The organism is Acinetobacter sp. VT 511 (assembly GCF_001077515.1).
In the GTDB taxonomy this organism is placed as follows: Bacteria; Pseudomonadota; Gammaproteobacteria; order Pseudomonadales; family Moraxellaceae; genus Acinetobacter; species Acinetobacter schindleri.
The window spans coordinates 46,607-71,844 of sequence record NZ_LFRE01000081.1; the positions used below are offsets into that span (position 1 = coordinate 46,607).

The window sequence follows — 25,238 nt, forward strand, 5'->3', positions numbered from 1 at the left end:
AGTAAGATGAGTAGAGGTACTCGTACATTTAATATCTACCGCTACGATCCTGATAAGGATGCAGCACCGTACATGCAAACTTTTAAACTGGAATTGACTGACAAGCACCGTATGTTGCTTGACGCACTTCTGGCATTAAAAGTACAAGACGAATCTTTAACGTTCCGTCGCTCATGTCGTGAAGGTATTTGTGGTTCTGATGGTGTAAACATCAATGGTAAAAACGGTCTTGCATGTCTGTGGAACCTGAATGATTTACCAGAAACAATCACAATCCGTCCACTGCCAGGTCTTCCAGTAGTTAAAGACCTTGTTGTAGACATGAATCAGTTCTACGATCAGTACAACAAAATTCATCCGTTCTTGATCAACAATCAGCCTGCACCGCCTAAAGAGCGTCTGCAGTCTCCTGAACAACGTGAACATCTTGATGGTCTGTATGAATGTATTCTTTGTGCATGCTGTTCAACTTCATGTCCGTCATTCTGGTGGAATCCTGATAAGTTCTTGGGTCCTTCAGCATTGTTGAATGCTTACCGCTTCATCATTGACTCACGTGATACAGCAACTCAAGAGCGTTTGGCTCGTCTTGACGACCCATTCTCGCTGTTCCGTTGTAAAGGCATCATGAACTGTGTATCTGTATGTCCTAAAGGCTTGAACCCTACCAAAGCAATCGGTCACATCCGTAACATGCTTCTAGATATGGCTGGCTAATTCAGACTGCGAATAACAGTTTGTCAAAAAAGCACACCACTTGGTGTGCTTTTTGCTTTATAGGGGCGCTGAAAAGGGTAAGACTAGTCGAAAAGCAGGTGTTATCAGCAGGAGTTCTGGTGCAATCATAAAGGGTGATGAATCATTTCAGAGCATTTTACTCAGGTTTGTGCACTAATATGATGTAGTTCGATTTATTTATGATTTTTAGATGTAAAACTGACCTGAAAAAGATTCCCGATAATGTTATTATATAACGCAAGATTGCAAAGGGAGTGGATTGGAAGATTTACTCTCTTTTTGTTTATCAGTGGTATGGTGGATGGATGTAGGACTTTAGTCTACGGAGATTGTATTTTTCATTTAAAGCTCCCTATGTTAGAGTAATTTCTGGTTGATGTATTTGACTAAAAAACACACATTTCTCGTCAAAAAAATCAATTGATTAGTCGAGATCGTGATAGCATTTAGCATAAGATTATATCCAAAAAATGTAAGGATTAATGTACACTTTTTAAACACGGAAAAACCTGCGACTGGTATATAAAGGTAAGTTAGAGTCGCTTTAGAAAAAATACAGCTTAAGCCTTTGTTTTTTCTAAGTCGATTTGCAAAAAAATTGCTCGGTTTTTATCGGGTATTCGATGAGTGATGATGCCGCTGAGGGGCGTTATTGTTCATTAAACATATCAAGAGTTGCTCTTGGTGTGGTGATAGCGCCTCATGGCTTATGCCTTATGGGGGACTAATGTCATCTTACCAATTTGACATTACTAATCCTGGGTTTTGCTTAAAAAGCATCCTGAAAATGTTTTTGCAATAGGAAATGGGTCCACAAATGCAAGAAGTTGCTGACGCTCTGCGTCTTGACACTGAACTTAGCGCTGATAGTGCAGCGTATATTGAAGAACTTTATGAGCAGTATCTGACCGCTCCAGACTCAGTGGGTGCTGACTGGCAGGAATACTTCGGTAAGTTCCCTAAAGGTGACCAACCACACAGCAATGTACGTGAGCAATTCCTACTGTTAGGTCGTAATTCAAGCCGTGTTCAGCCTGTCATTCAAGCGACAGTAAGTTCTGATCACGAGCGTCGTCAAATTGGCGTATTACAACTCATTGCGGCTTATCGTAACCGTGGTCACCAGAAAGCTAAATTAGATCCATTAGGTCTTGCAAAACGCGAACAAGCATTTGACTTAGAACTGGATGCACATGGTTTAACCAAGTCTGATTTAGACACAGTATTCAATACTGGTAATCTTGCGATCGGTAAAGAAGAAGCAACGCTTGCTGAAATTCTTGCTGCATTAGAGTCTACATACTGCGGTACTGTTGGTTCAGAATACATGCACATCGTTGACACCAAGGAAAAACGTTGGATTCAACAACGTCTTGAAGGTGCACGTGGCCAGTTTGGTTTCAACACACAACAGAAAAAACATGTACTTGAACGTTTGACTGCAGCTGAAGGCTTAGAAAAATACTTAGGTAATAAATTCGTTGGTGCAAAACGTTTCGGTGTTGAAGGCGGTGAGTCTTTCATTCCGATGGTTGATGCAGTGATTCAACGTGCAGGTTCTGTTGGCTGTAAAGAAGTTGTAATCGGTATGCCACACCGTGGCCGTCTGAACCTTCTGGTTAACATCATGGGTAAAAACCCGGCTGACCTGTTTGGCGAATTCGAAGGTAAGTCTCTTCATAAGAAAGGTTCTGGTGACGTTAAGTATCACCAAGGTTTCTCGTCTAACGTAATGACTCCAGGTGGCGAAGTACACTTGGCATTGGCGTTTAACCCATCACACCTTGAAATCGTTGGACCGGTAGTTGAAGGTTCGGTACGTGCTCGTCAGGTACGTCGTAAAGACATCGGTGGTGATGACGTATTACCAATCATCGTTCACGGTGATGCAGCATTTGCAGGTCAAGGTGTCAATCAGGAAACCTTCCAGATGTCACAAACGCGTGGCTACACCGTTGGTGGTACAGTGCACATTGTTGTGAACAACCAAGTTGGTTTCACCACTTCTGATCCACGTGATGCACGTTCTACAGAATACTGTACTGACATCGCGAAAATGATTCAGGCACCGATCTTCCATGTCAATGGTGATGATCCGGAAGCTGTATTGTTTGTTGCTCAGCTTGCACATGATTTCCGTCATACTTTCCGTAAAGACGTGGTTATCGACATGTTCTGTTATCGTCGTCGTGGTCACAACGAAGCGGATGAACCAGCTGCAACTCAGCCAATGATGTACCAAGTCATCAACAAGAAAGCGACGACTCGTACTTTGTATGCTGACAAACTTGTTCAAGAAGGCATCCTTGACCGCGCAACTGCAGATCAAATGGTTGAAAACTATCGTTCAGACCTTGAAGCAGGTAAACACGTTGCCAATGCCTTGGTATTAGAGCCGAACAAGAAAATGTTCGTAGACTGGTCTCCGTACTTAGGTCACGACTACACAGACGAGTGGGATACAACTTGTGATCTAGAACGTCTTAAAGAACTTGGTCGTAAAATGCGTGAGCTTCCAGAAGGCTTCGTGATGCAGCGTCAGGTTTCTAAAGTGATTGATGACCGTCTGAAAATGCAGACTGGTGAAATGCCATTGAACTGGGGTGCTGCTGAAACTCTAGCATATGCATCGCTTCTAGACGATGGCTACTTGGTTCGTTTAACTGGCGAAGACGTGGGTCGCGGTACCTTCTCACACCGTCATGCAAAACTGCATAACCAGGTAGATGGCTCAACCTATATTCCACTTTGTCATATCAAAGAGAATCAGCCACGCGTTGCGATCTATGATTCATTATTGTCTGAAATGGCAGTATTGGCATTTGAATACGGCTATGCGACGACTCTTCCTAAGAGCTTGATCATCTGGGAAGCTCAGTTTGGTGACTTCGCGAACTGTGCACAGGTTGTGATCGACCAGTTCATCTCATCTGGTGAAACCAAGTGGGAACGTGTATGTGGTCTGACTATGCTTCTACCACACGGCTTCGAAGGTCAAGGTCCAGAGCATTCATCTGCACGTCTTGAGCGCTTCCTGCAGTTATGTGCAGAAGACAACATGCAAGTGATGACTCCAACTACACCTGCACAGATCTTCCATGCATTACGTCGTCAGGCAATCCGCCCAATCCGTAAGCCAATGATCATCATGTCGCCAAAATCATTACTGCGTCACAAGTTAGCTGTGTCTAACCTTGATGAACTTGCAAGCGGCACATTCCAGACTGTGATCGATGAAGTAGATAACATCAACAAATCAGACGTAACTCGTCTGGTGCTGTGTGGTGGTAAGGTTTACTACGACCTAGTTGAAAAACGTCGTGAAAAAGAATTGAACAATACAGCGATTGTTCGTATTGAACAATTATATCCGTACCCAGAAGCACGTCTTGCTGAAGTTCTTGCTCAGTATCCAAACCTGAAAGAGCTGGTTTGGGCTCAAGAGGAACCGAAGAACCAAGGTGCTTGGCTCTTCATCGCGCCACGTCTGTATGACGACGTAATGAAGTCTGGTAAACAGGTTCGTATTAGCTACGCTGGCCGTGAAGCTTCTGCTGCACCGGCGTGTGGTTCACCATATTTGCATGCAAAACAACAAGCTCAGCTCGTTAACGACGCTCTAGCGATCGATGCTGAATAATCCAGGAGATTCTAAGTAATGGCAACCGAAATTAAAGCACCGGTATTTCCAGAGTCAGTTGCGGACGGTACGATCGCAACTTGGCACAAACAACCAGGTGAAGCAGTATCACGTGATGAAGTGATCTGTGATATTGAGACTGATAAAGTTGTTTTAGAAGTTGTTGCTCCTGCTGACGGTACAATTGCATCAATCATCAAAAATGAAGGCGACACAGTGCTTTCTGCTGAAGTGATTGCTCAATTTGAAGAAGGTGCTGTTTCTGGCGCTACACAAACTCAAGCAGTTCAATCTGAAGAGAAAGTTGAGCAAGCTGCTGCACAAACTGAAGCGGGTAATTCGCCGATTGTTGAGCGTACTCAAGTTGCTGACCAGGCACCTGCAGTACGTAAAGCTTTAACTGAATCTGGTATTGCTGCATCTGACGTATCTGGTACAGGTCGTGGCGGTCGCATCACCAAAGAAGATGTTGCAAACCACCAAGCGAAACCAGCAGCACCTGCTGCTGCACCGCTGAGCGTTGCAGTTGGTGAGCGTATCGAAAAACGTGTACCTATGACTCGTCTACGTAAACGTGTTGCTGAACGTCTGCTTGCTGCGACTCAAGAAACAGCAATGTTGACTACGTTCAACGAAGTAAACATGAAACCAATCATGGAAATGCGTAACCAGTACAAAGATGCGTTTGAAAAACGTCATGGTGCGCGTCTTGGCTTTATGTCATTCTTCGTTAAAGCAGCGACTGAAGCGCTTAAACGCTACCCAGCAGTGAATGCGTCTATCGATGGTGACGACATCGTTTACCATGGTTACTATGACATCGGTGTAGCGGTTTCTTCTGACCGTGGTCTGGTGGTTCCTGTACTTCGTGATACAGACCGCATGAACTATGCTGAAGTTGAAAATGGTATCCGTGCATACGCTGGTAAGGCGCGTGAAGGTAAACTTGCAATTGAAGACATGACTGGTGGTACTTTCACAATTACCAACGGTGGTACTTTCGGTTCATTGCTTTCAACTCCAATCTTGAACACGCCTCAAACTGCGATTCTGGGTATGCATAAAATCCAGGAACGTCCTATGGCAGTGAATGGTCAAGTTGAAATCTTGCCAATGATGTACCTTGCGCTTTCTTATGACCACCGTCTAATCGATGGTAAAGAAGCTGTAGGTTTCCTTGTAACAATCAAAGAATTGTTAGAAGAGCCAGCACGTCTTATCCTTGATCTATAATTTTAGTTTTTAAGAATAATCAGAGCGAGTTCGAAGCGATCCTTTGAACTCGTTTTTGGAGATACAAATGTCTCAGTTTGATTTAGTTGTAATCGGTGGTGGTCCAGGCGGCTATGAAGCTGCTATTCGTGCAGCTCAACTTGGTTTTAAAGTTGCGTGTATCGAAAAACGTATTCATAAAGGTAAACCTTCTCTAGGCGGTACTTGCTTAAACGTAGGTTGTATCCCTTCTAAGGCACTTCTGGATTCTTCTCACCGTTATGAAGATACTGTTCATCATCTAGATGATCACGGTATTACGACTGGTGAAGTCGCATTTGATTTGTCTAAAATGCTTGCGCGTAAAGATAAAATCGTAAACCAATTGACCATGGGTATCGACGGTCTGCTTAAAGGCAATGGCGTTGAATGGTTAAAAGGTACTGGTAAATTACTCGCTGGCAAAAAAGTTGAGTTTGTTTCACATGAAGGCGAAACTCAAGTTTTAGAACCTAAATACGTGATTCTTGCAACTGGTTCTGTGCCGGTAAATATTCCTGTTGCTCCTGTAGATCAAGACATTATTGTTGACTCTACTGGCGCGCTTGAATTCCAGGAAGTGCCTAAGCGTTTAGGTGTAATTGGTGCAGGTGTAATCGGTCTTGAACTTGGTTCAGTATGGCGTCGTCTGGGTGCTGAAGTTGTTGTATTTGAAGCAATGGATGCATTCTTACCAATGGCTGATAAAGCATTGGCAAAAGACTACCAAAAAGTATTGACGAAGCAAGGTCTGGATATCCGTGTTGGTGCGAAAGTATCTGGTACTGAAGTGAATGGCCGTGAAGTTACTGTTCAGTACACTCAAGGTGGCGAAGACAAAACTCAAACTTTCGACAAGTTGATCGTTTGTGTAGGTCGTCGTGCTTATGCTGAAGGTCTATTGGCTGAAGATTCAGGTATTAAATTGACTGAACGTGGTTTAGTTGAAGTAAACGATTGGTGTGCAACTTCTGTTGAAGGCGTATACGCGATTGGTGACTTGGTACGTGGTCCAATGCTTGCACATAAAGCAATGGAAGAAGGCGTAATGGCAGTTGAACGTATTCACGGTCACGCTGCACAAGTCAACTACGACACGATCATTTCTGTAATTTATACACATCCAGAAGCGGCGTGGGTAGGTTTAACAGAAGAGCAAGCGAAAGAAAAAGGCATTGAGGTGAAAACTGGTCAATTCGGTTTCGCTGCGAACGGCCGTGCAATGGCTGCTGGCGAAAATGCTGGTTTCGTGAAGTTTGTTGCTGATGCGAAAACAGACCGTCTACTTGGTATGCACGTGATTGGACCTGCTGCGTCTGACATCGTTCACCAAGGTATGATCGCACTTGAATTTGTATCTTCAGTAGAAGACTTGCAGTTGATGACTTTCGGTCACCCAACTTTCTCTGAAGTCGTACATGAAGCTGCTCTGGCAGTGGATGGTCGTGCAATTCACGCGATCCAGCGTAAGCGTAAGTAATAAAAAAGAGCGGCTTAGGCCGCTCTTTTTACATTTGATGGTTGTTTTTATTAGAACAATCATCTAAAAATAAAGATAAGAATCAAAACATCGTTTTAATAAATTCCAATATCGATGTTGCAGCGCCACAGGATATTGGACGCAGTAATAACAAAGTGAAAAAGTAGTAAAAGGTCAATCAATGAATTTACATGAGTATCAAGCAAAAGCGTTATTAAAAAAATATGGCATGCCAGTTCAGGAAGGTATTCTTGCGACAAATGCTGAAGAAACAGTGCAGGCTTTTCAACAGCTGGGCGGAAAATTTGCCGTATTAAAAGCCCAGGTGCATGCCGGGGGGCGTGGTAAGGCGGGTGGGGTAAAGGTAGTTAAATCTGCCGACGAAGCCGCTGAATATGCCAATCAAATTATTGGCTCACGTTTAGTGACTTATCAAACCGATGCCAATGGTCAACCAGTCAACAGCATTCTGGTCTCTGAAGATGTTTATCCGGTAGAGCGTGAACTTTATCTGGGTGCTGTGGTAGACCGTTCAACTCGCCGTATTACCTTTATGGCATCGACTGAAGGCGGTGTTGAAATTGAAAAAGTGGCAGAAGAAACGCCTGAAAAAATTATTAAAGTTGAAGTTGATCCACTCGTTGGTTTATTGCCGTTCCAGGCACGTGAAGTTGCATTTGCTTTAAACCTTAAAGATGGACAAATCAATCAATTTGTTAAAGTCATGACTGCAGCTTATCAAGCCTTTTTGGAAAATGATTTTGCTCTGTTTGAAATCAATCCGCTATCAGTCCGTGAAAATGGCGACATTCTTTGTGTCGATGCCAAAGTAGGGATCGATTCGAACGCGCTGTATCGTTTGCCTGAAGTGGCGGCACTACGCGATAAATCACAAGAGAATGAGCGTGAGCTAAAAGCCTCTGAATTTGATCTGAACTATGTTGCCTTGGAAGGTAATATTGGTTGTATGGTCAATGGTGCAGGTCTTGCGATGGCCACCATGGATATTATCAAGCTTTATGGTGGTCAGCCCGCTAACTTCCTCGATGTCGGTGGTGGTGCAACCAAAGAGCGGGTGATTGAGGCGTTCAAAATTATTTTGGCAGATACTTCTGTACAAGGTGTGTTGATTAATATTTTTGGTGGAATTGTACGTTGCGACATGATCGCTGAAGCAATTATTGCAGCAGTTCAAGAAGTAAATGTCACTGTGCCGGTTGTGGTTCGCCTTGAAGGGAACAATGCTGAGCTTGGTGCCAAATTACTGGATGAATCTGGTTTGAAATTAATTTCTGCAAATGGCCTGGCCGATGCTGCAGAAAAAATTGTTGCTGCAGTAAAAGCTTAAGGAGTATCACAATGAGCGTATTAATTAATAAAGACACCAAAGTTTTAGTTCAGGGTTTTACTGGTAAAAACGGAACTTTTCATTCCGAGCAGGCAATTGCTTACGGTACTAAAGTGGTCGGTGGGGTAACACCGGGCAAAGGTGGTCAATCACATCTGGATCTGCCAGTATTTAATACCATGCGTGAAGCGGTAACAGAAACTCAGGCCGATGCTTCTGTAATTTATGTACCTGCACCATTTGTATTAGACTCTATTGTGGAAGCGGTTGACTCAGGTATTGAGCTGATTGTAGTGATTACTGAAGGTGTACCAACACTGGACATGCTAAAAGCCAAGCGCTATCTGGAAACCAATGGTAATGGCACGCGTCTGATTGGCCCAAACTGTCCGGGTATTATTACGCCTGAAGAATGCAAAATCGGAATTATGCCAGGCCATATCCATAAGAAAGGCAAGATCGGGATTATCTCTCGTTCAGGTACTCTGACTTATGAGGCTGTATCGCAAACGACTAAACTGGGTCTAGGTCAATCGACGTGTATTGGTATCGGTGGTGATCCAATTCCAGGTATGAACCAGATTGACTGCTTGAAACTGTTTGAAGAAGACCCTGAAACAGAAGCTATTATCATGATTGGTGAGATTGGTGGTACAGCTGAAGAAGAAGCTGCTGAATATATTCAGTCTAATGTAACTAAGCCTGTGGTGGGTTATATTGCGGGTGTGACAGCACCGAAAGGAAAACGTATGGGACATGCCGGTGCGATTATTTCAGGTGGCAAAGGCACCGCGGAAGAAAAATTTGCAGCCTTTGAACGTGCTGGCATGGCTTATACCCGTAGTCCTGCTGAGCTTGGTTCGACCATGTATCAGTTGCTGAAAGATAAAGGCTTAATCTAAACAATAAAAGTCCAACATAAAGCCCTCTTATTGAGGGCTTTTTTTAGAAGAAATACATAATAGTTTGGTCTGACAGGATGAAATTGTGAGCTAAATCGCACTTTGTTATAATGTTTGTATAAATAAAATACATAACAAGACAAATGCCAATGCTAAATAACAATAACTATTACTCAATCGCCTATGTGTTGCTTGCTACAGGAATCAGCTTGAATCCTTTATATGCAGCTATTACAGACACGCAAAGGCATCAGGTGGTCAAGCAAATTAAGTCTGGGGATACCCAAAAAGGTCTTAAAATACTCGCAGAAATGGTACGCAAAGATCCTGCGAACATGAACCTGCTGGCTGACTTTATTTTGTTAAGCCGACAATATAATTCCCCCCTAATTCAGCAAGATTACAATCTGAATCACTTAAAAATTTCAACATATCCAGTCTATGGGCAACTGCCTCTGGTGATGTTATTGCGTGATCAGGGTAAATTTTTGCTGGCTGAACAATATGCAGCAAAATTTCAGAAAAACAGCACAAGTGATATTCCATGGGATTTATACCGTGGCATGTTGCTTGCGGAAAGTGGTCAGTTGGAGCAGGCAGAGCAACAAATCAGGAAAGTTGACCAGAAACAGCTGAATGCTGATCAGCTGGTACAATTGGCTTATACCTATCGCTTATTAAGACAACCTATACAGGCACTGAATACCGCAACTCGCGCTTTATCGATGAGTCGTTCGGAAAGTGTGCAGGAACAGTATGTGCTGGCTTTGGCAGCCAGTGCTGATTATGACAGTGCAAACCGTTATTTACAGCAGGAGGGTAAAGGGCAAAGTCGTCTCAAACATGAAGTACAGCTGATCAAGTTTAGTCAACATATTCGTAATGCCATTGATTTCTATAAAGTACAAAGTGAAAAGGATCAGGGCAAAATTGCCTATACAGAGCTGGATCAGGTGATTTCGGAAATGCAGGCTTATGAAAATGAGCTAGCCCAATATCCCGAGTTACGTCAAAGATTTTATTATGAATATATTTTTGCCTTAAGTGCACGGCAACGTTCTGCTGAAGCTTTGGCCCAACTGGCTAAAATCAATCAGCCGGTAGAACAGATGCCTGCCTATACCAGACATGCACTAGCTGATAGCTATTTGCGCAACCATAAACCAAAGCAGGCGGAAATATTGTACCGCAGTCTGTTTAAAGAAAAGAACTATGTGGACTATGACGTCTATGCAGGTCTGTACTATAGCTTGATTGAACAAGAAAAATTTAAAGCCGCTGATGAAGTAATTAAGGAAATGGATCAGCGCTTACCAATCTTCTTCTATAGTCAGGCTAAAGGTGTAGACCGTACGATTCATATGGACCGGGATGAGTATGTGATCTTAAGAGGTCTTCATTATAGTTATAAAAACCAGCTGGATAAGGCAGAACTGTATTTTCAGGACCTGGTAAATAAATCTCCAGGAAATCGTAATTACATCAATTATCTTGCGACTATACAGCGTTGGCGTGAAAAACCTTTGCAAGCACAGGCAACAGTTTCCTTACTCAATGGTACAGAGCCATCAACACAAGCCACCCGAATTAATAGCATGCAAAATGCACAAGCTGTCTTTGATGTGCAGACATGGCGTAGTAGCAATACTGATCTTTTAGAGCGGGCAGGAACTGATACCGGGGTAGTACGTAGTCATAAGGAGCTCAAAGATCGTGAGCGGTTTACCATTTCACATAATAGTCTTTATGCGAAAAGTGAAACGGATGATCAAGATCTGGTCAATAATCTGAATGGTTCTCGTGAGAAACAAAGCTGGACGCGACTCAATACCCCATGGTTTTCGGATTATTACCGTGCTTTTGTGGAGCATCAGTACCGTAGTGGAGAGTATGAAGAAGGTAAGCGAGATGATCAACGGATCGGTGTAGGACTGGAATGGGTCGATAACCGTAAGTATGCCACTATAGCACTTTCACAAGCGACCGAGGGTGATCGCTTTGGTGTGAATATAACCTGGAATCACTGGTTAAGTGATCACTGGAATTATGGTCTGGCTTATAACAGCCAAGCAGAGATTCCATTGCAGATACAGGATGAACATGAAGGGCAGTCTTATCGTTTCGACTTAAACTGGCAACAGCATGAATCTACAAAGGCTGGATTGAGCTATCAGTTTACTGCTATTGATGACGGAAATGAGCGTCAGGAACTAGGTACCTATTTCAAGCAACGTATTTTCCAGGCTCCACATCATTTAACCCATCTGAACTTATATGGATTTTGGTCATCGAATAAAGATGATGTAGAAACTTCCTATTTCAATCCATCTTCAAGTTGGAGTGCAGAAGCAGGTCTGGAACATGATTGGGTAACCTGGCGTAGTTATGATCAGTCGTTGACTCAACGTTTTTCATTAAATCTTGGTGTATTTGACCAGGAAGATTATGACTCAGGCCTGATTTATTTGGCGAAATATCAACACCTCTGGCAAATCACCAGAACTTGGTCCCTGAATTATGGGGTGTCCTATGGGCAACACCCTTATGACGGTGAAGATGAAAATAGACTCGAAGCAAGTTTTGGATTTGAAGGGAGATTCTAATGAAAACAATAAAAAATACACTCGCTCTATTAGGATGCTTAACTCTTTTTATGGCATATACTCATGCTGAAAATAAAGCGATGGATCTGCCTGAAAACCAGTTCGTAACACTCACTTTTCATGATGTCAGGAATGATGTAGCACGTCAGGGTGATCGTGATCAATATGCAATTAGTACTGAATATTTGGCGCAATATTTTGCTTGGTTAAAACGTGAAGGTTGGAAAACTATTTCTTTGGAAGATATCCGCCGTGCCCGTGAGAAAAAAATTCCATTACCAGAAAAATCGGTACTTTTGACCTTCGATGATGGGGCACTAAGCGGATATACCCAAGTATTTCCTTTATTAAGGCAATATAAATTACATGCCGTTTTTGCTATTCCAACCAGCTGGATTGGTACCAAGCATAAAGATGCCATAGAGTCCTATGGGGCAAATAATCTGATGAATTGGGACCAGATGCGGGAAATGCAAAATAGTGGCTTGGTCGAGTTTGTATCGCATTCACATAATCTGCATCGTGGAGTTATTTCGAATCCACAAAGAAATATGCAGCCTGCTGCAACTGCACGTATATATGATCTGACAAAGGCACGTTATGAATCTGACCTCGCTTATAGGCAGCGTGTGCTGGAAGACTTAAAGCGTTCTAAAGCCATTCTGGAACAGGAATTGTCAGTACCGACTCATGCTATTTTCTGGCCCTATGGTGCTGTAACAGCAGAAACAGAAGATATTGCTAAGCAGGCAGGACTAAGCATGTCTTTTAGCCTCGGGACTATGGCGCCATTGGCTGATTCAGTAAAAACTTATCAGCGTGCCTTGATTATGAATAACCCGAACCTGGCAGAAATTAAAGAGGCAATGTCTGAGTTTTTGTATCACACCAAGCAACCCTATCTGGAGCAGAAGAGCTTTATTCAGTTTAATTTGAAAGATCTTGCGCAGCCCAGTATAAAACAGGCTGATGAAAAACTCGGTCAGTTCCTCAACCAGTTAGATGCGCTGAAAACCAATCAGCTGATCTTGAAACCTGTTGCCGATCTCGATGGTAATGGCACGGTTGATGTAGCTTACTTCCCGAACAGCCAGTTAAAAATGCAACAGGATTTACTGAACCGTACTTTATGGCAAGCACGTACCCGTACGTATCAGCGTGTTTATGCAGAGTTACCGCTCAGTATGATGAATCAGGGCTATAATATGGTCCAGCTGGTTGAAGATATATTCAAATATAACAGCAATCTGGAAGGCTTGGTGATAGATGCTGGCCAAGAGTTAAATTGTGCTGTAGAGAGTACACAGTGGTCGGCTGAATGTAAGAAACAGATTGAGCGAGTTATTAACTTAAAACAAAATACGAGTCGACGTGCCAAATACTATGCCAATATCAGTAATGTCTATTTGGCAGTACTGAAAATAAATACCCATAAAACTATGGGGCTGAAGGCCTTATTTGAAACCTTGGCAGATGATTCAGACTATATCTATCTGGTTTTGGATCAAAAAACCAGCAAAGCTGAGCATAACCAGTTGCTCAAAAATATTCAGCAGTTGACCTCCGTACAAAAACAACGTTTGATGATCGGTTTTGATTTGGCAGGTCAATCAGAACAAGATCAATGGATTACTAATAGTATTGCGAATTTACGTAGACAAGGTATCCAGAAGATTTCGCTTGAAAATTATAACTTTAAAAATGCCGGGCAGGTTCAACAGAGACTTTATGCATCGATTAGCTTAAACAGTAATCCTTTCGTTTATCGTGATCCCTTTCAGGCTCAGCAGGGAGAACGTAAATGATTAATAGTATCAGTTTACATGATGTCATCTTTGGCTTTGCTTTTTTCTATCCATTGTTTATGGCCTGGATGTGGATTGCTGGCGGAATCTGGTTTTTTATAAAACGCGAACTGAATCAGAAAGCATTACCTGAACCCAAAGAAGCAGGTTGTAGTATTTTAATTCCCTGTTTTAATGAGGCTGAACAGGTCAAGCAAACTATTCGCTATGCCATGCAAAGTCAGTATCCAAAATTTGAAGTGATTGCGATTAACGATGGCAGTTCGGATCAGACTGGAGAGATTCTAAATGAACTGGCAGAAAAATATCCAAAATTACGTGTAGTACATTTGGCAGAGAACCAGGGTAAAGCGTATGCACTACGTGCAGGCGCAATGGTAAGTGGTTATGAGTACCTGATCTGTATTGATGGCGATGCTTTAATGCATCCACATTGTGTACTCTGGATGATGCACCACTTAACCATGTTCCCGCGTGTCGGAGCGGTAACGGGTAACCCGCGTATTATCAATCGCTCCAGCATACTAGGCAAAGTCCAGGTTGGAGAATTTTCTTCTATTATCGGATTGATTAAGCGGGCACAACGTACTTATGGTCGTATTTTCACTGTCTCTGGTGTTTGTGCCGGATTTAGAAAAACTGCTCTGGATCGTATTGGTTACTGGCGTGATGACATGATTACCGAAGATATTGATGTGTCATGGCGTTTGCAGTTTGATCATTGGGATGTGCAGTATGTCCCTCAAGCACTCACCTATATTTATATGCCCGAAACTTTTAAAGGGTTGTGGCAGCAGCGATTACGCTGGGCACAAGGTGGTATTGAAGTACTCTTTGCCTATATTCCTAAAATATTTAAATGGCGTTTGCGCCGCATGTGGCCGATCGCACTGGAATCTGTGATTAGCGTGTTATGGGCATATACCATGTTTGGTGTATTTGTCTTGTTCTTTTATGGTTTGTTCTTTCCTGTGGCCCCAGAGTGGTATATCAATTCTCTGTTGCCGCAGTGGTATGGTGTGATTCTCGGCGCAAGCTGTTTGATTCAGTTCATGGTCAGTCTATGGATTGACCGCAGATATGATAAAGGTCGAATGTTTAGAAGTTATTTCTGGGTAATCTGGTACCCACTATTTTTCTGGATTTTAACCATGTTAACGACCGTTGTATCGTTGCCGAAGACCATTTTTAAAACCCAAACCCGTGCACGGTGGATCAGTCCAGACCGAGGCTTCCGTGGTGAAACAGAGGTAAAATAAGGTGAAAAACAATAAAAATATTCCTGCCAAGCCGCAGGTTAAAATTGCCGAGTATATGGAGCTCCCAACAACTGTTGAACTTTCTGAACTCAGTGTCGCAGCAACTGTTAAAGAATCTAAACTCGATATTCCGGAGTATATCGATGTTCCAGAATATGTAAGTGGTCGAACGAGTGGTTATAGCCTGATGGCACTAGGCTGGATGGCGTGGATATGGTTATTTATGCCATTGGCCTCCCTGGGTTTATGGTGGTTTGAATCGAGTCTGATTGTTGATCATGTGTTAATAGACCATAAACCTTATCAGGGAATGACGCTACTTGAGCTGGCCCTACTGATTATTATTGCTTTTTCAAGCTTGCTGTTATGGGCGTGTTATAACTGGATCCGATTCAATCGAGTAGATCGGCGTTCGGCACCTAGACCGGTTGAACTTCAGGAGATTGCTTATAGCTTTGAGGTTGAAAAGCATGCTCTACTGGAAATGGTACAGGCCAAACAATTGACCCTGTACTATAATCAGGAGGGGAGATTAGAGCAGTACGACATACAAGGTAGGCCTATGAAAATTTCTTTGGCTTAAAAATCGTTGCATGTGGGTGTGGCATAAAAGGATCTTCTGGATAATAGCCAATATGCTGCACTCCTTGTTCTTTTAATAGATGTACCGTTTCTAATAACTCCTCATTTGAAAGTTTATGCTGTGTATTCCAGTCTATGGTTTGAATTTCAAAAATGGTCCGAGATAGAGTAGGGTCATACTGCCGTGCTTTTTCTACCAAATTAAGATAGAACTTGGAATGGTCCGGAGCTTTTTCCATATAGGGCATAGCCATAACAGCATTATAATCATAATGCTGTAGGGTACTTGAGGTTGATTGTGCAAACCATTTCTCGCTTTCAGGATTTAACATCACAGGCGCATAAGAGTTTCGGGCGAATTTGAGGGAGGGATGGGTGATTTTAAGCTTATTACTCAATTTTAAAGCAAGGTTATCTAAATAGGCGGTTTTAGCTTTAGCAAACTTCATTTGTTCTGGATGTTGAGGATGACGTAATATTTTTTCAGCATCTTTAAATCCCCAATATTTATATACTTGCATGGCAGAGGGGGAACTATCCTCATAGTCATTCAAGGTAATATCATCATGATACAAAATACCGTCCACAGTTATTTTATCTGTTAATGCCTTATAGATATCATAGACATAATCAAAGTTTTTTGGATCAAATGGCGACAGGCGAATATAACCTTTTATGTTCTGATTTGTAGTTTCTACATAATTTGCCCGGTAGTGCTTTGGCAGTTCCCAAGCCCACATGGGTAACCAGGCATAGATTTTTTTAACAGTGGTGCGATTTCGAATCTGTTCAGTGACTTTTTTAAATAAATCTTCCCTGACAGGCATATGTGGGTTAGGGAAATACACTTCATTTGCTGAACCATTAGCATCCTCATCAGCATAAGCCTGTAAAAAAATAGTATTAGGCTGGACAGTCTCTATACGCTTGATTAACTGGTTAATATTACGTGTCATCTGACGTGGATCAGGGTCATAAATATAGTCTAAATCAAGATGCATAATTGACATCTCTAATTGTTGGTTCTTCTGGTACCTTTCAATTAATGATGAAAAAGATAAAGGTTTGGTCAGGGCATTTGACGAGCTAGAAAAGGTGCTAAGTAAACTTAAAGAGGTAATTAAACCTAAGCTTAAAGTTATATTGAGTGCAGATTTTCTGGAAGGAGTTGTATTTTTCATTATGCTATCCAGTAATTATCGTTGTTATAAATTTTCTTATCTTAATAATCCATCATGAGAATGATGCTTATTCGCTTTCTTTACTGATAGCATGTTTATTTGAAAATATATGTGTAATTTTTGAAAAAAGCTTCCATCTTGGAAGCTTTTTTGTTTTAAAAATTTTAGCGATAAATTTTTAGGTTTTCGTTTTTAAACTTTGTGTCATCCCATTAATATCACCACCCTGAATGCCTAACTCACTCATCAGACTGTCAATGAGCGGAGCTTGACTACGGTAGCGTAGAGCACTATTTACAACTTGGTCAGAGAGAGGAACATTACTACTTTCATGATGGGCATCTGCCTGACAAGAACCTGTATGTGCTCCGTGAAGGCCATTCACCTGAAGAATTTTTATATCATCAATGTTTTCCATTGGCTTAACGCTTTCACGGATAATTTCAGGTAGGTATTTGAGCATTGCCAGACGGATCTGCATTTCTACCTGCTCTGAAGACAGTACATTGTTAGCTTCATTCACTGCACGGGTACCTTCAGCATCGACCTGATACTGTTTCTCCATTGCCTGAGCCAGGAGAACTTTAGCATCTGCTTCCCCCTTGGCTTTTAAACGAACTTTTTCAGCTTCTGCTTCAGCGGCAATACGAATCGCTTCTGCATCATCAGCCGCTGCCTGTTTACCTGCTTCAGCAGCCACGGTAATCGCAATTGCATCTTTCTCGGCCTGTTCTTTGGCAGCCACCAGTTCAACTGCTTTTTGACGTTCTGCCTGCTGAATCTGACGTACTGTTACGACTTCTTCTTCAGCTTTTACTGCTTGAGCACGGGCAAGATCTGCTTGTGCTTTGGCTTCAGATTCGGCACGAGATTTTTCAGCAATCGCAATCGCACGGTCCTGTTCAGCCAGTTCAATGGTTTTCTTTTGTTCAACCTGAGCTTTTTGAATAATCTGTGCTTTCTGGATATTTTCATTTTCGACATCACGGGCAGCCAGAATACGTTTTAATTCTACTTCGCGTTCAGCCGCAATACGTGCTTCCTCTGCTTCACGTCTTTTAGCAGCTTCTTGGGCGGCAATTTCAGCCAGCTGTTCAGCGCGACGAATCGAAATCTCACGTTCCTGTTGCAGCTTGGCGTATTCTTCTTCACGAATAATCTGTAAGCGTGCCTGTTCAGCTTCAAGATTCTTGGTTTTAATTGCCAGGTCAGTATCCTGTTCAATATGGTTGCGTTTACGGCGACGGTCTTCAATGGTTTCAGTCAGTTTGGTCAGACCTTCAGCATCGAAAGCATTTTGTGGATTGAAATATTTGAAGCCAGTCTGATCCAGACCTGTTAAAGAAACAGTTTCAAGTTCAAGACCATTTTTATGCAGATCTTCCGACACGACTTGCTGTACTTTTTGTACAAAGTCGACACGCTTTTCATGAAGTTCTTCCATCGCCATTTCAGCAGCTACGGCACGTAACGAGTCCACGAATTTGCCCTCTACCAGATTTTTCAGCTCGTTCGGCGACATGGTTTTTTGACCAAGGGTTTGTGCTGCCGTTGCAATTGAATCGGCGGTTGGTTTAACCCGCACATAGAATTCGGCCATAACATCGACACGCATACGGTCGCGGGTAATCAGTGCCTGATCATCAGCACGGCGAACTTCCAGACGCAGGGTATTCATATTTACCGGTATAGTTTCATGCAATACGGGCAGAACCAACGCACCACCGCCTAGAATGACTTTCTCCCCGCCAAAACCGGTACGGACAAAAGAAATTTCCTTACTTGAACGACGGTAAAGGCGAGCGATGATTAAACCAAAGGTGATCAGGCCGGAGAAAATAACCCCAGTAATGATTAAAATGTTATATAAATCAAAATTTAGCATTGTTGTTTGTTCTCTGTTTTAGCGTATTTGAAAATATAATTTTGGATTAAATAATAAATATAAAGTAAGAAAGAATAAGTATTTAGACTTTCATGGCCTGGAAGCCATTGCGGGTTTTATCCATTAAAATCACAGATTGGCCCTGTTTCAGGATTTCACCATCGGCAGGTTCGACCAGCACATAATGAGTATGGCCATACTGATCTTGAACTTTGGCTTGTGCTGGTGAGTTGGCACGAGCATCGCCGAGGATAATGATTGCAGTTCGGCCAATCAGTTCTTCAATATGAATCGCAGTAGTTTCATCTTTTGGCAGGATCTTTTCCGCTATTTTGGCATTAAAACGGACCAGAGGCATGCACAGGAACAGGCAGGCGGGAGAAATGATCCAGCCATTAATTAAATGTCCAGTAAAACGTTCAAATATACCTTGAATCAAAAGACCGCTTAAGCCATAGGTAGTCAGGAAAATGATCAGCCAGATAAAGAGAGGAAGTTGTCCCAGATACAACCAGTCAAATACCTTGCTAAAGATATTGGGGTTATTGGCAGGATGAAGGTCTACATGATGCGAGTCTTCAGGTAAGAGTTGGTCAAAAACACTTTGTGAACCACCACCCAGAAACAGCAATATACATTCCAGTGCTGCAAACATCAGCATCAGGCTAAGACTGATACTGAAAACAACATTCGACGGTTCGGTAAAAAGCTCCCACATTCCTTCGGGTCTCTATCTATAATTATGTTTGGCAAAATGAGTAACAATAATTCTTACTTATAAAAAGATAACATTGATTATACATTTTGCAATCTAAATACACACAAAAGTAGCGGATATGAAACTTGAAAAATTTAAATATTTGGAAATTAGATTGAATTCTTGTATGAGTTATCAAATTAATATTTTAGAAAACAATAGCTTCAAAAAGATGACAATATCTTAATAAATTTATGAATAAATGGATAAAAAATTAACATGGTCACAGTTTTGTTGAAGCTGAAATTCGAATGAAACAGGCATTTAGGTCAGTGACAATGACTTTATTTGATCGAAGGATATCTTAATAAGCACTTTCTAGTATCGGATAGGAGGTATGTAGTAATGAATGCGAGAAAGCACAATATTAAACATTTTTAATATTCATCCTTCTTTTTAAAAGTATATGTCTGTCCTACTGATCTTAAAATATTTGATTTATATAAATATTTTGACATAGGGATTGCCTAAAGAAGGCTAAATTGAATCGAGTTGATCGCATGTATATCGACTCTATATTTAACTCAATTAGCCTAAGTAGAATTACAACAATGACGTCTGAATCCGTACTTTCATATCTAAAGCTTGCTGAAGAATATACGCTTTCATCCATTGTACCTGTTCACCCATTGGATTGGTTTTCACTGCCGTATTCAGGAAATCCAATTCGGGCTGGCTAAACCGCTGATCTTCAAGTGCCTGTTCAAGTGTCTGGCTATTTGCGGCTAAAGGCAGGGCAACCAGATAAAATGCTTTAGGATAGTTATAAAAGGCATATAAAAGGTTAAAAGCTTTCTGGTCGCCTTTTAGATTGCCTGCACCAATTTCATATTTCGGATTCTGGTTACTATGTGTCAGACCAATAACATATTCAGCATTATTATCTTGCAAGCGAACTCCGAACTGTAGACCGATCTGATCTGCTGTCAGTTCATGCTGTATATAAACGTTTAAGGCATTATCATCATCAGCAAAGGGTTCTTGTAATACCAGCATGTGCTGTTGATGCTGATAGATATAGCCAGCCAGGTTGGCCTGTTCAAGACGGGTTTTTAACGTTTCTAGGGTATATTGAGTAAATGGCATGTCTAAATTTAGATCCATAGGTACTAGGATTACTCTAGGTGGTTTTGCTACCGTTGGGAACAGGTACTTTAGATGATTTATCTATGAAGTTATTGCTAAAAAATAGTAGGTTTAAAAAGCTAAATAGAAGAAAATACTAAAATTCAAAGCATTAAAAATCACTAGATTGAATAAAACTAATAATAGATATCAGTGAAGTTTTATATGATGTTTTGATATATGGATAGCACAAAACAAGAAAACGTTATGAAAACTTAATCACTATAATGAATATAAATTTTATAAAGTGTAATAAGTACACGTGTAATACGCAGGTTGTCCATGTCATTAAATGAGGAAAGACTTACTCATCTTAAACAGCTTGAAGCTGAGAGTATTCACATCATTCGCGAAGTTGCTGCCGAGTTTGAAAACCCAGTCATGCTTTATTCGATTGGTAAAGATTCTGCGGTAATGCTGCATCTAGCATTAAAAGCGTTTTACCCTGCAAAACTTCCATTCCCGCTACTTCATGTAGACACAGGCTGGAAATTCAAAGACATGATTGCCTTCCGTGACAACATGGCAAAAACTCATGGCTTTGATCTGATCGTGCATCAGAACAAAGAAGGTCGTGATGCGGGCGTAAACCCATTCGACTATGGTAGCTCTAAATATACTGACATTATGAAAACCCAAGGCTTGAAACAGGCTTTGGACAAATATCAGTTTGATGCTGCTTTTGGTGGTGCACGTCGTGACGAAGAAAAATCACGTGCCAAAGAACGTGTTTATTCATTCCGTGACTCTAAACACCGTTGGGATCCGAAAAACCAGCGTCCAGAACTTTGGAACCTTTACAACGGTAAAGTGAACAAAGGCGAAAGTATTCGTGTATTCCCATTGTCTAACTGGACTGAGCTGGACATCTGGCAATATATTTACCTAGAAAATATCAAACTTGTTCCATTGTACTTAGCTGCTGAACGTCCAGTCGTTGAGCGTAATGGTACGCTGATTATGGTTGATGATGAGCGTATGCGCCTGAATCCAGGCGAAGTACCACAAATGAAATCGGTTCGTTTCCGTACTTTAGGTTGTTATCCATTAACGGGTGCAGTTGAATCCACTGCCAACACCTTGCCGGAAATTATCCAGGAAATGTTGCTTGCAACCAGCTCTGAGCGTCAAGGCCGTATGATTGACCATGATGAGGCAGGTTCAATGGAGAAGAAGAAGCAGGAAGGCTACTTCTAAGCATCTTCAAATCTTCCCCTAACCCCTTCTTTGATAAAGAAGGGGAACTCCCAACGGAACGGAGCCAAATCTCCCTTTATCAGAGGGAGACTTAGAGGAATTCAAGATTAAACCGATTTCTTAAGCATTTGTGGAGTTTGAGCGATGTCTCATCAATCTGAATTAATCAGCCAGGATATCCTGAGCTATTTAAAACAACATGAAAATAAAGACTTACTGCGTTTCTTGACTTGCGGTAACGTTGATGATGGTAAATCTACTTTAATCGGTCGTTTGCTTTACGATTCAAAATTGATTTATGAAGATCAGTTGCAAGCTGTAACACGTGATTCTAAAAAAGTCGGTACGACTGGCGATGCACCTGACCTGGCTTTGCTGGTAGATGGTCTGCAAGCGGAACGTGAGCAGGGGATTACCATTGATGTCGCTTACCGTTATTTCTCTACTGAAAAACGTAAGTTCATTATCGCGGATACTCCGGGACATGAGCAATATACCCGTAACATGGCGACAGGTGCATCTACTGCAGATCTTGCAATTATCCTGATTGACGCACGTTATGGCGTACAGACTCAGACTCGCCGTCATAGCTTTATTGCCAGCCTGCTGGGTATTAAGAACATTATTGTTGCGATCAACAAAATGGACCTAGTGGAGTTCTCTGAAGCTCGTTTCAACGAGATCAAGGCAGACTATACTGACTTCGTGAACCAGTTAGGTGACCGTACGCCAGCGAATATTATCTTCACACCGATTTCTGCCCTGAATGGCGATAACGTGGTGAACAAGTCTGAAAATACGCCGTGGTATACAGGCCAGACCCTGATGGGTACTCTGGAAACTGTTGAAATTACCCACAGCGTAGATAAAGAAGAATTCCGTTTCCCGGTTCAGTATGTTAACCGTCCTAACCTCGACTTCCGTGGTTTCTGCGGTACTGTAGCGCTGGGTGAAGTGGCTGTAGGCGATGAGATTGTTGCTTTACCATCAGGCAAGAAATCTACTGTTAAGGAAATTGTGACTTTTGACGGCAATTTGCAACGTGCATTTGCAGGTCAGGCAGTGACTTTAACCTTGAACGATGAGATTGATATTTCTCGCGGCAATATGCTGGTTAAAGCGGGTGATCAGCCTTTAGCTTCACGTTCGGTTCGTGCTTCTGTGGTATGGATGAATGACCAGCCATTGGTTAAAGGTAAGTTGTATAACGTTAAGCTAGGTACGCAAACGGTTCCTGCAAAAGTTGCAGAGATCAACTACCGTGTAAACGTCAATACACTTGAGAAAACTCAGGTAGAGCAGCTGGATCTGAACGCAATTGCTGATGTTCAAATCGAGTTTGATGCGCCAGTGGTATTCGACCGTTACCGTGAAAGCCGTCATACTGGTTCGTTTATCTTCATTGACCGTTTAAGCAACGTCACTGTTGGTGCGGGCATGATTGAAGATGCAATCGAATGGACTGCACATACCAATCCTGTGACTGCTGAAGATCGTGCTGCACGTTTGGGTCAAAAACCAGCTGCGGTATCTGTATCTGCTAAAGCGCTTGAAAATGCTCAAGCACTTGAAAGCCTGTTAATTCAGCAAGGTGTGGTTGCGATTGCGAAAGTCGGTCTTTCAGCTGATCAAGTTGCGCTGGTTCGTGAAACTGGTGTGGTTGTGGTGACTGAGGTAACTGAAGGTACAGATGTGACTTTTGCTCAGGAATCTGCTGAAGAACTTGCTGAGAAAATTGTGGAATTGGTTCGTCTATAAGACTGGACTGATTTTAGAAAAACCCGCTGAAAAGCGGGTTTTTTATTGCATAAATTTTGTTTGCATGAAAATCGCTCAATTAGTCAAAATGTGATCTTTCAATTTATTAGTTACTAAATACAATTCTCCCTAGATGGGGGATTTATGAAAAAATTATTATTGCTGGCTGGCTTGTGTATGACTTTTGGAGTTGAAGCCAAACAGAGTAGCCAAAGCGTTGAAGCAATCAAGCAGAAGATTATTAAAGAATCAATTGAGAGTTATTCGGGCAATTGCCCATGTCCTTATAATACAGCGAGTAATGGTAGTCGTTGTGGTAAGCGTAGTGCTTATAACCGAGCGGGTGGATATGCGCCACTTTGTTATCCGGAGGATGTAAGTGACCGGATGGTAAGGGAATATAAACGTTAAAATTCTAATGTGTGAGATTATCAATCATCCACATTTAAGCATTCATATAAGGCGGTAACAATACACATTGTGGGTTTTCCATTAATTTTTCAATATTGATCTTAACTAGGAATGAGCCTGTATATTGATGTTCTTCAAAAAACATTTTTTGTCCAATTTCTTTATCTTTAAATCTGACTTTTATCGCTTTGCTTAAGTATGATAAGATATATCTTAATTAATTTTAAGATATATCTTTGCTATGTCTAGAATTCCTAATTCTGTCCTAACAGAAGAACAAGAGAACTCTCCAAAACCTCGCAAACGCCTGTTTGAAGCAGGTGAAATGAAATTGCTGGTGCTGCATTTTATTGCTCAAGCGCCCAAATTTAGCTACGACATTATCAAAGAAGTGGCTGCTTTAGTGGGCGGAAACTACAAGCCGAGCACCGGCACAATCTGCCCAACCATTAATTATCTGGAAGAACAGCAATATACGCAAATGACTATGCGTGCTGATGGGCGCAAGCAGTATCACATTACTGAAAAAGGTCAGGCACATCTCAAAGAACGTCAGCAAACCTTACAAAAGGTACTAGACCGTTTTAATACGCGTAAACAAATTCAATCGAATGAACAATATGTTGATATTAAACATGCGATGGAAAATTTAAAAACCTCACTGCGTTTAAAGATTCAACATAGCAAACTTAATGAAATCCAAATACGTGAAATTGCAGAACAGATTGATCAAGCAGCCATAAACATCACACGTCTGTAATCCGATTCACGATTTAAAAATCAGGTAAAATGATGAAAAAAATAGTTCCCAAATTTCATGCCAAACATTTGAATTGGCTCATGCCCTTGATCCTTTCCGGCATTATGAGTGGTGCAATTTCCTGCTTTAACATGCTGCTGAATAAAGGCTGGAGTGATCAGTTTATTTCATTATGGCTGCATGCCTGGAGCATGTCATGGCTGATGGCATTTCCATTAATTTTGGTGGTGCTGCCCTTAGTACGTCGTACCCTAATGAAATTCGTGGATGTGCCTAAAGGAAATCTTTAAATGAAAACACCCAATTCGTGAATTGGGTGTTTTGCTTATAAAACGATTATTGGATAGTGACAGTTACAGGTTCTGCATACAGGGTGTATGTATAATTTGGAGCGATTGTATAGTCATAACGCGGCATCACATAAGCTGTGCCTTTCTCTACAAATGTTACATTCTGACCATTTTGCGTATATTTAGCCGAGCCAGGCAGAACCAGCATATTTTTAAAGATATAAGAGGATTTACTGCCAACTTGTGTCTGAATCTCACCTGGAATT

At 41.7% G+C, this 25,238-nt stretch carries 20 protein-coding genes; 15 read left to right on the forward strand and 5 right to left on the reverse strand.

Annotated elements, in window-relative coordinates; genetic code table 11:
• The first annotated feature begins 6 nt into the window (after positions 1 to 6).
• The 10 genes from ACS72_RS12410 to pgaD all read left to right on the forward strand — a co-directional run bounded on the left by ACS72_RS12410 (position 7) and on the right by pgaD (position 15,609).
• Positions 7 to 717 carry a succinate dehydrogenase iron-sulfur subunit gene (locus tag ACS72_RS12410; protein ID WP_048882298.1) on the forward strand — a complete coding sequence of 237 codons (711 nt, stop codon included), beginning with the start codon at positions 7 to 9 and terminating at the stop codon, positions 715 to 717.
• Between the two features lie 838 nt (positions 718 to 1,555).
• Positions 1,556 to 4,378 (forward strand): 2-oxoglutarate dehydrogenase E1 component, encoded by a 2,823-nt coding sequence (locus ACS72_RS12415; protein WP_008301892.1) that lies wholly within the window; start codon positions 1,556 to 1,558, stop codon positions 4,376 to 4,378.
• Positions 4,379 to 4,396: 18 nt separating this feature from the next.
• On the forward strand, positions 4,397 to 5,611 hold the full coding sequence (gene odhB / locus ACS72_RS12420) for a 2-oxoglutarate dehydrogenase complex dihydrolipoyllysine-residue succinyltransferase (protein WP_004810833.1): 1,215 nt from the start codon (positions 4,397 to 4,399) through the stop codon (positions 5,609 to 5,611).
• Positions 5,612 to 5,678: 67 nt separating this feature from the next.
• On the forward strand, positions 5,679 to 7,109 hold the full coding sequence (lpdA, locus tag ACS72_RS12425) for a dihydrolipoyl dehydrogenase (protein ID WP_004893506.1): 1,431 nt from the start codon (positions 5,679 to 5,681) through the stop codon (positions 7,107 to 7,109).
• 181 nt (positions 7,110 to 7,290) lie between these two features.
• Entirely contained in the window at positions 7,291 to 8,457 is a 1,167-nt protein-coding gene (gene sucC, locus ACS72_RS12430) for an ADP-forming succinate--CoA ligase subunit beta (protein WP_048882299.1), read from the forward strand.
• 11 nt (positions 8,458 to 8,468) lie between these two features.
• Positions 8,469 to 9,359, forward strand: coding sequence for a succinate--CoA ligase subunit alpha (gene sucD / locus ACS72_RS12435; protein ID WP_008301898.1), 891 nt, complete (start codon positions 8,469 to 8,471; stop codon positions 9,357 to 9,359).
• Positions 9,360 to 9,508: 149 nt separating this feature from the next.
• Positions 9,509 to 11,962, forward strand: a complete 2,454-nt coding sequence (locus tag ACS72_RS12440; RefSeq protein ID WP_048882300.1) for a porin — start codon at positions 9,509 to 9,511, stop codon at positions 11,960 to 11,962.
• Positions 11,962 to 13,767, forward strand: coding sequence for a poly-beta-1,6-N-acetyl-D-glucosamine N-deacetylase PgaB (gene pgaB, locus ACS72_RS12445; RefSeq protein WP_048882301.1), 1,806 nt, complete (start codon positions 11,962 to 11,964; stop codon positions 13,765 to 13,767). The genes ACS72_RS12440 and pgaB (ACS72_RS12445) overlap by 1 nt, the downstream gene beginning before the upstream one ends.
• Positions 13,764 to 15,026: a poly-beta-1,6-N-acetyl-D-glucosamine synthase gene (pgaC, locus tag ACS72_RS12450; RefSeq protein ID WP_008301903.1), complete on the forward strand. Its 1,263-nt coding sequence runs from the start codon at positions 13,764 to 13,766 to the stop codon at positions 15,024 to 15,026. Before pgaB (ACS72_RS12445) ends, pgaC begins: the two co-directional genes overlap by 4 nt.
• A gap of 1 nt (position 15,027) precedes the next feature.
• Positions 15,028 to 15,609: a poly-beta-1,6-N-acetyl-D-glucosamine biosynthesis protein PgaD gene (gene pgaD / locus ACS72_RS12455; protein ID WP_008301905.1), complete on the forward strand. Its 582-nt coding sequence runs from the start codon at positions 15,028 to 15,030 to the stop codon at positions 15,607 to 15,609.
• On the opposite strand, the gene pgaB (ACS72_RS12460) is transcribed toward pgaD, so the two are convergent.
• The 4 genes from pgaB (ACS72_RS12460) to ACS72_RS12475 form a co-directional block, all read right to left on the reverse strand.
• Positions 15,587 to 16,789 (reverse strand): poly-beta-1,6-N-acetyl-D-glucosamine N-deacetylase PgaB, encoded by a 1,203-nt coding sequence (pgaB, locus tag ACS72_RS12460; protein ID WP_034591915.1) that lies wholly within the window; start codon positions 16,787 to 16,789, stop codon positions 15,587 to 15,589. The genes pgaD and pgaB (ACS72_RS12460) overlap by 23 nt on opposite strands.
• A 178-nt stretch (positions 16,790 to 16,967) precedes the next feature.
• Positions 16,968 to 18,674, reverse strand: coding sequence for a flotillin family protein (locus ACS72_RS12465; RefSeq protein WP_048882302.1), 1,707 nt, complete (start codon positions 18,672 to 18,674; stop codon positions 16,968 to 16,970).
• A gap of 82 nt (positions 18,675 to 18,756) precedes the next feature.
• Positions 18,757 to 19,392, reverse strand: coding sequence for a YqiJ family protein (locus tag ACS72_RS12470; protein ID WP_048882303.1), 636 nt, complete (start codon positions 19,390 to 19,392; stop codon positions 18,757 to 18,759).
• A gap of 582 nt (positions 19,393 to 19,974) precedes the next feature.
• A complete protein-coding gene (locus ACS72_RS12475) occupies positions 19,975 to 20,517 on the reverse strand; it encodes a hypothetical protein (RefSeq protein WP_048882304.1) in 543 nt (180 codons plus the stop codon).
• Positions 20,518 to 20,838: 321 nt separating this feature from the next.
• Between ACS72_RS12475 and cysD the strand changes: the two genes are divergently transcribed.
• From cysD to ACS72_RS12500, 5 genes are all read left to right on the forward strand, one after another.
• On the forward strand, positions 20,839 to 21,753 hold the full coding sequence (cysD, locus tag ACS72_RS12480) for a sulfate adenylyltransferase subunit CysD (protein WP_048882305.1): 915 nt from the start codon (positions 20,839 to 20,841) through the stop codon (positions 21,751 to 21,753).
• Between the two features lie 144 nt (positions 21,754 to 21,897).
• Positions 21,898 to 23,511: a sulfate adenylyltransferase subunit CysN gene (gene cysN, locus ACS72_RS12485; protein WP_048882306.1), complete on the forward strand. Its 1,614-nt coding sequence runs from the start codon at positions 21,898 to 21,900 to the stop codon at positions 23,509 to 23,511.
• Between the two features lie 144 nt (positions 23,512 to 23,655).
• Positions 23,656 to 23,922, forward strand: coding sequence for a hypothetical protein (locus ACS72_RS12490; RefSeq protein WP_008301922.1), 267 nt, complete (start codon positions 23,656 to 23,658; stop codon positions 23,920 to 23,922).
• 241 nt (positions 23,923 to 24,163) lie between these two features.
• Entirely contained in the window at positions 24,164 to 24,682 is a 519-nt protein-coding gene (locus ACS72_RS12495; protein ID WP_008301924.1) for a PadR family transcriptional regulator, read from the forward strand.
• A 32-nt stretch (positions 24,683 to 24,714) separates the two neighbouring features.
• Positions 24,715 to 24,972, forward strand: a complete 258-nt coding sequence (locus tag ACS72_RS12500) for a DUF2798 domain-containing protein (protein WP_008301926.1) — start codon at positions 24,715 to 24,717, stop codon at positions 24,970 to 24,972.
• A 46-nt stretch (positions 24,973 to 25,018) separates the two neighbouring features.
• On the opposite strand, the gene ACS72_RS18740 is transcribed toward ACS72_RS12500, so the two are convergent.
• On the reverse strand, positions 25,019 to 25,180 hold the full coding sequence (locus ACS72_RS18740) for a hypothetical protein (RefSeq protein WP_249888277.1): 162 nt from the start codon (positions 25,178 to 25,180) through the stop codon (positions 25,019 to 25,021).
• Positions 25,181 to 25,238 lie beyond the last annotated feature (58 nt).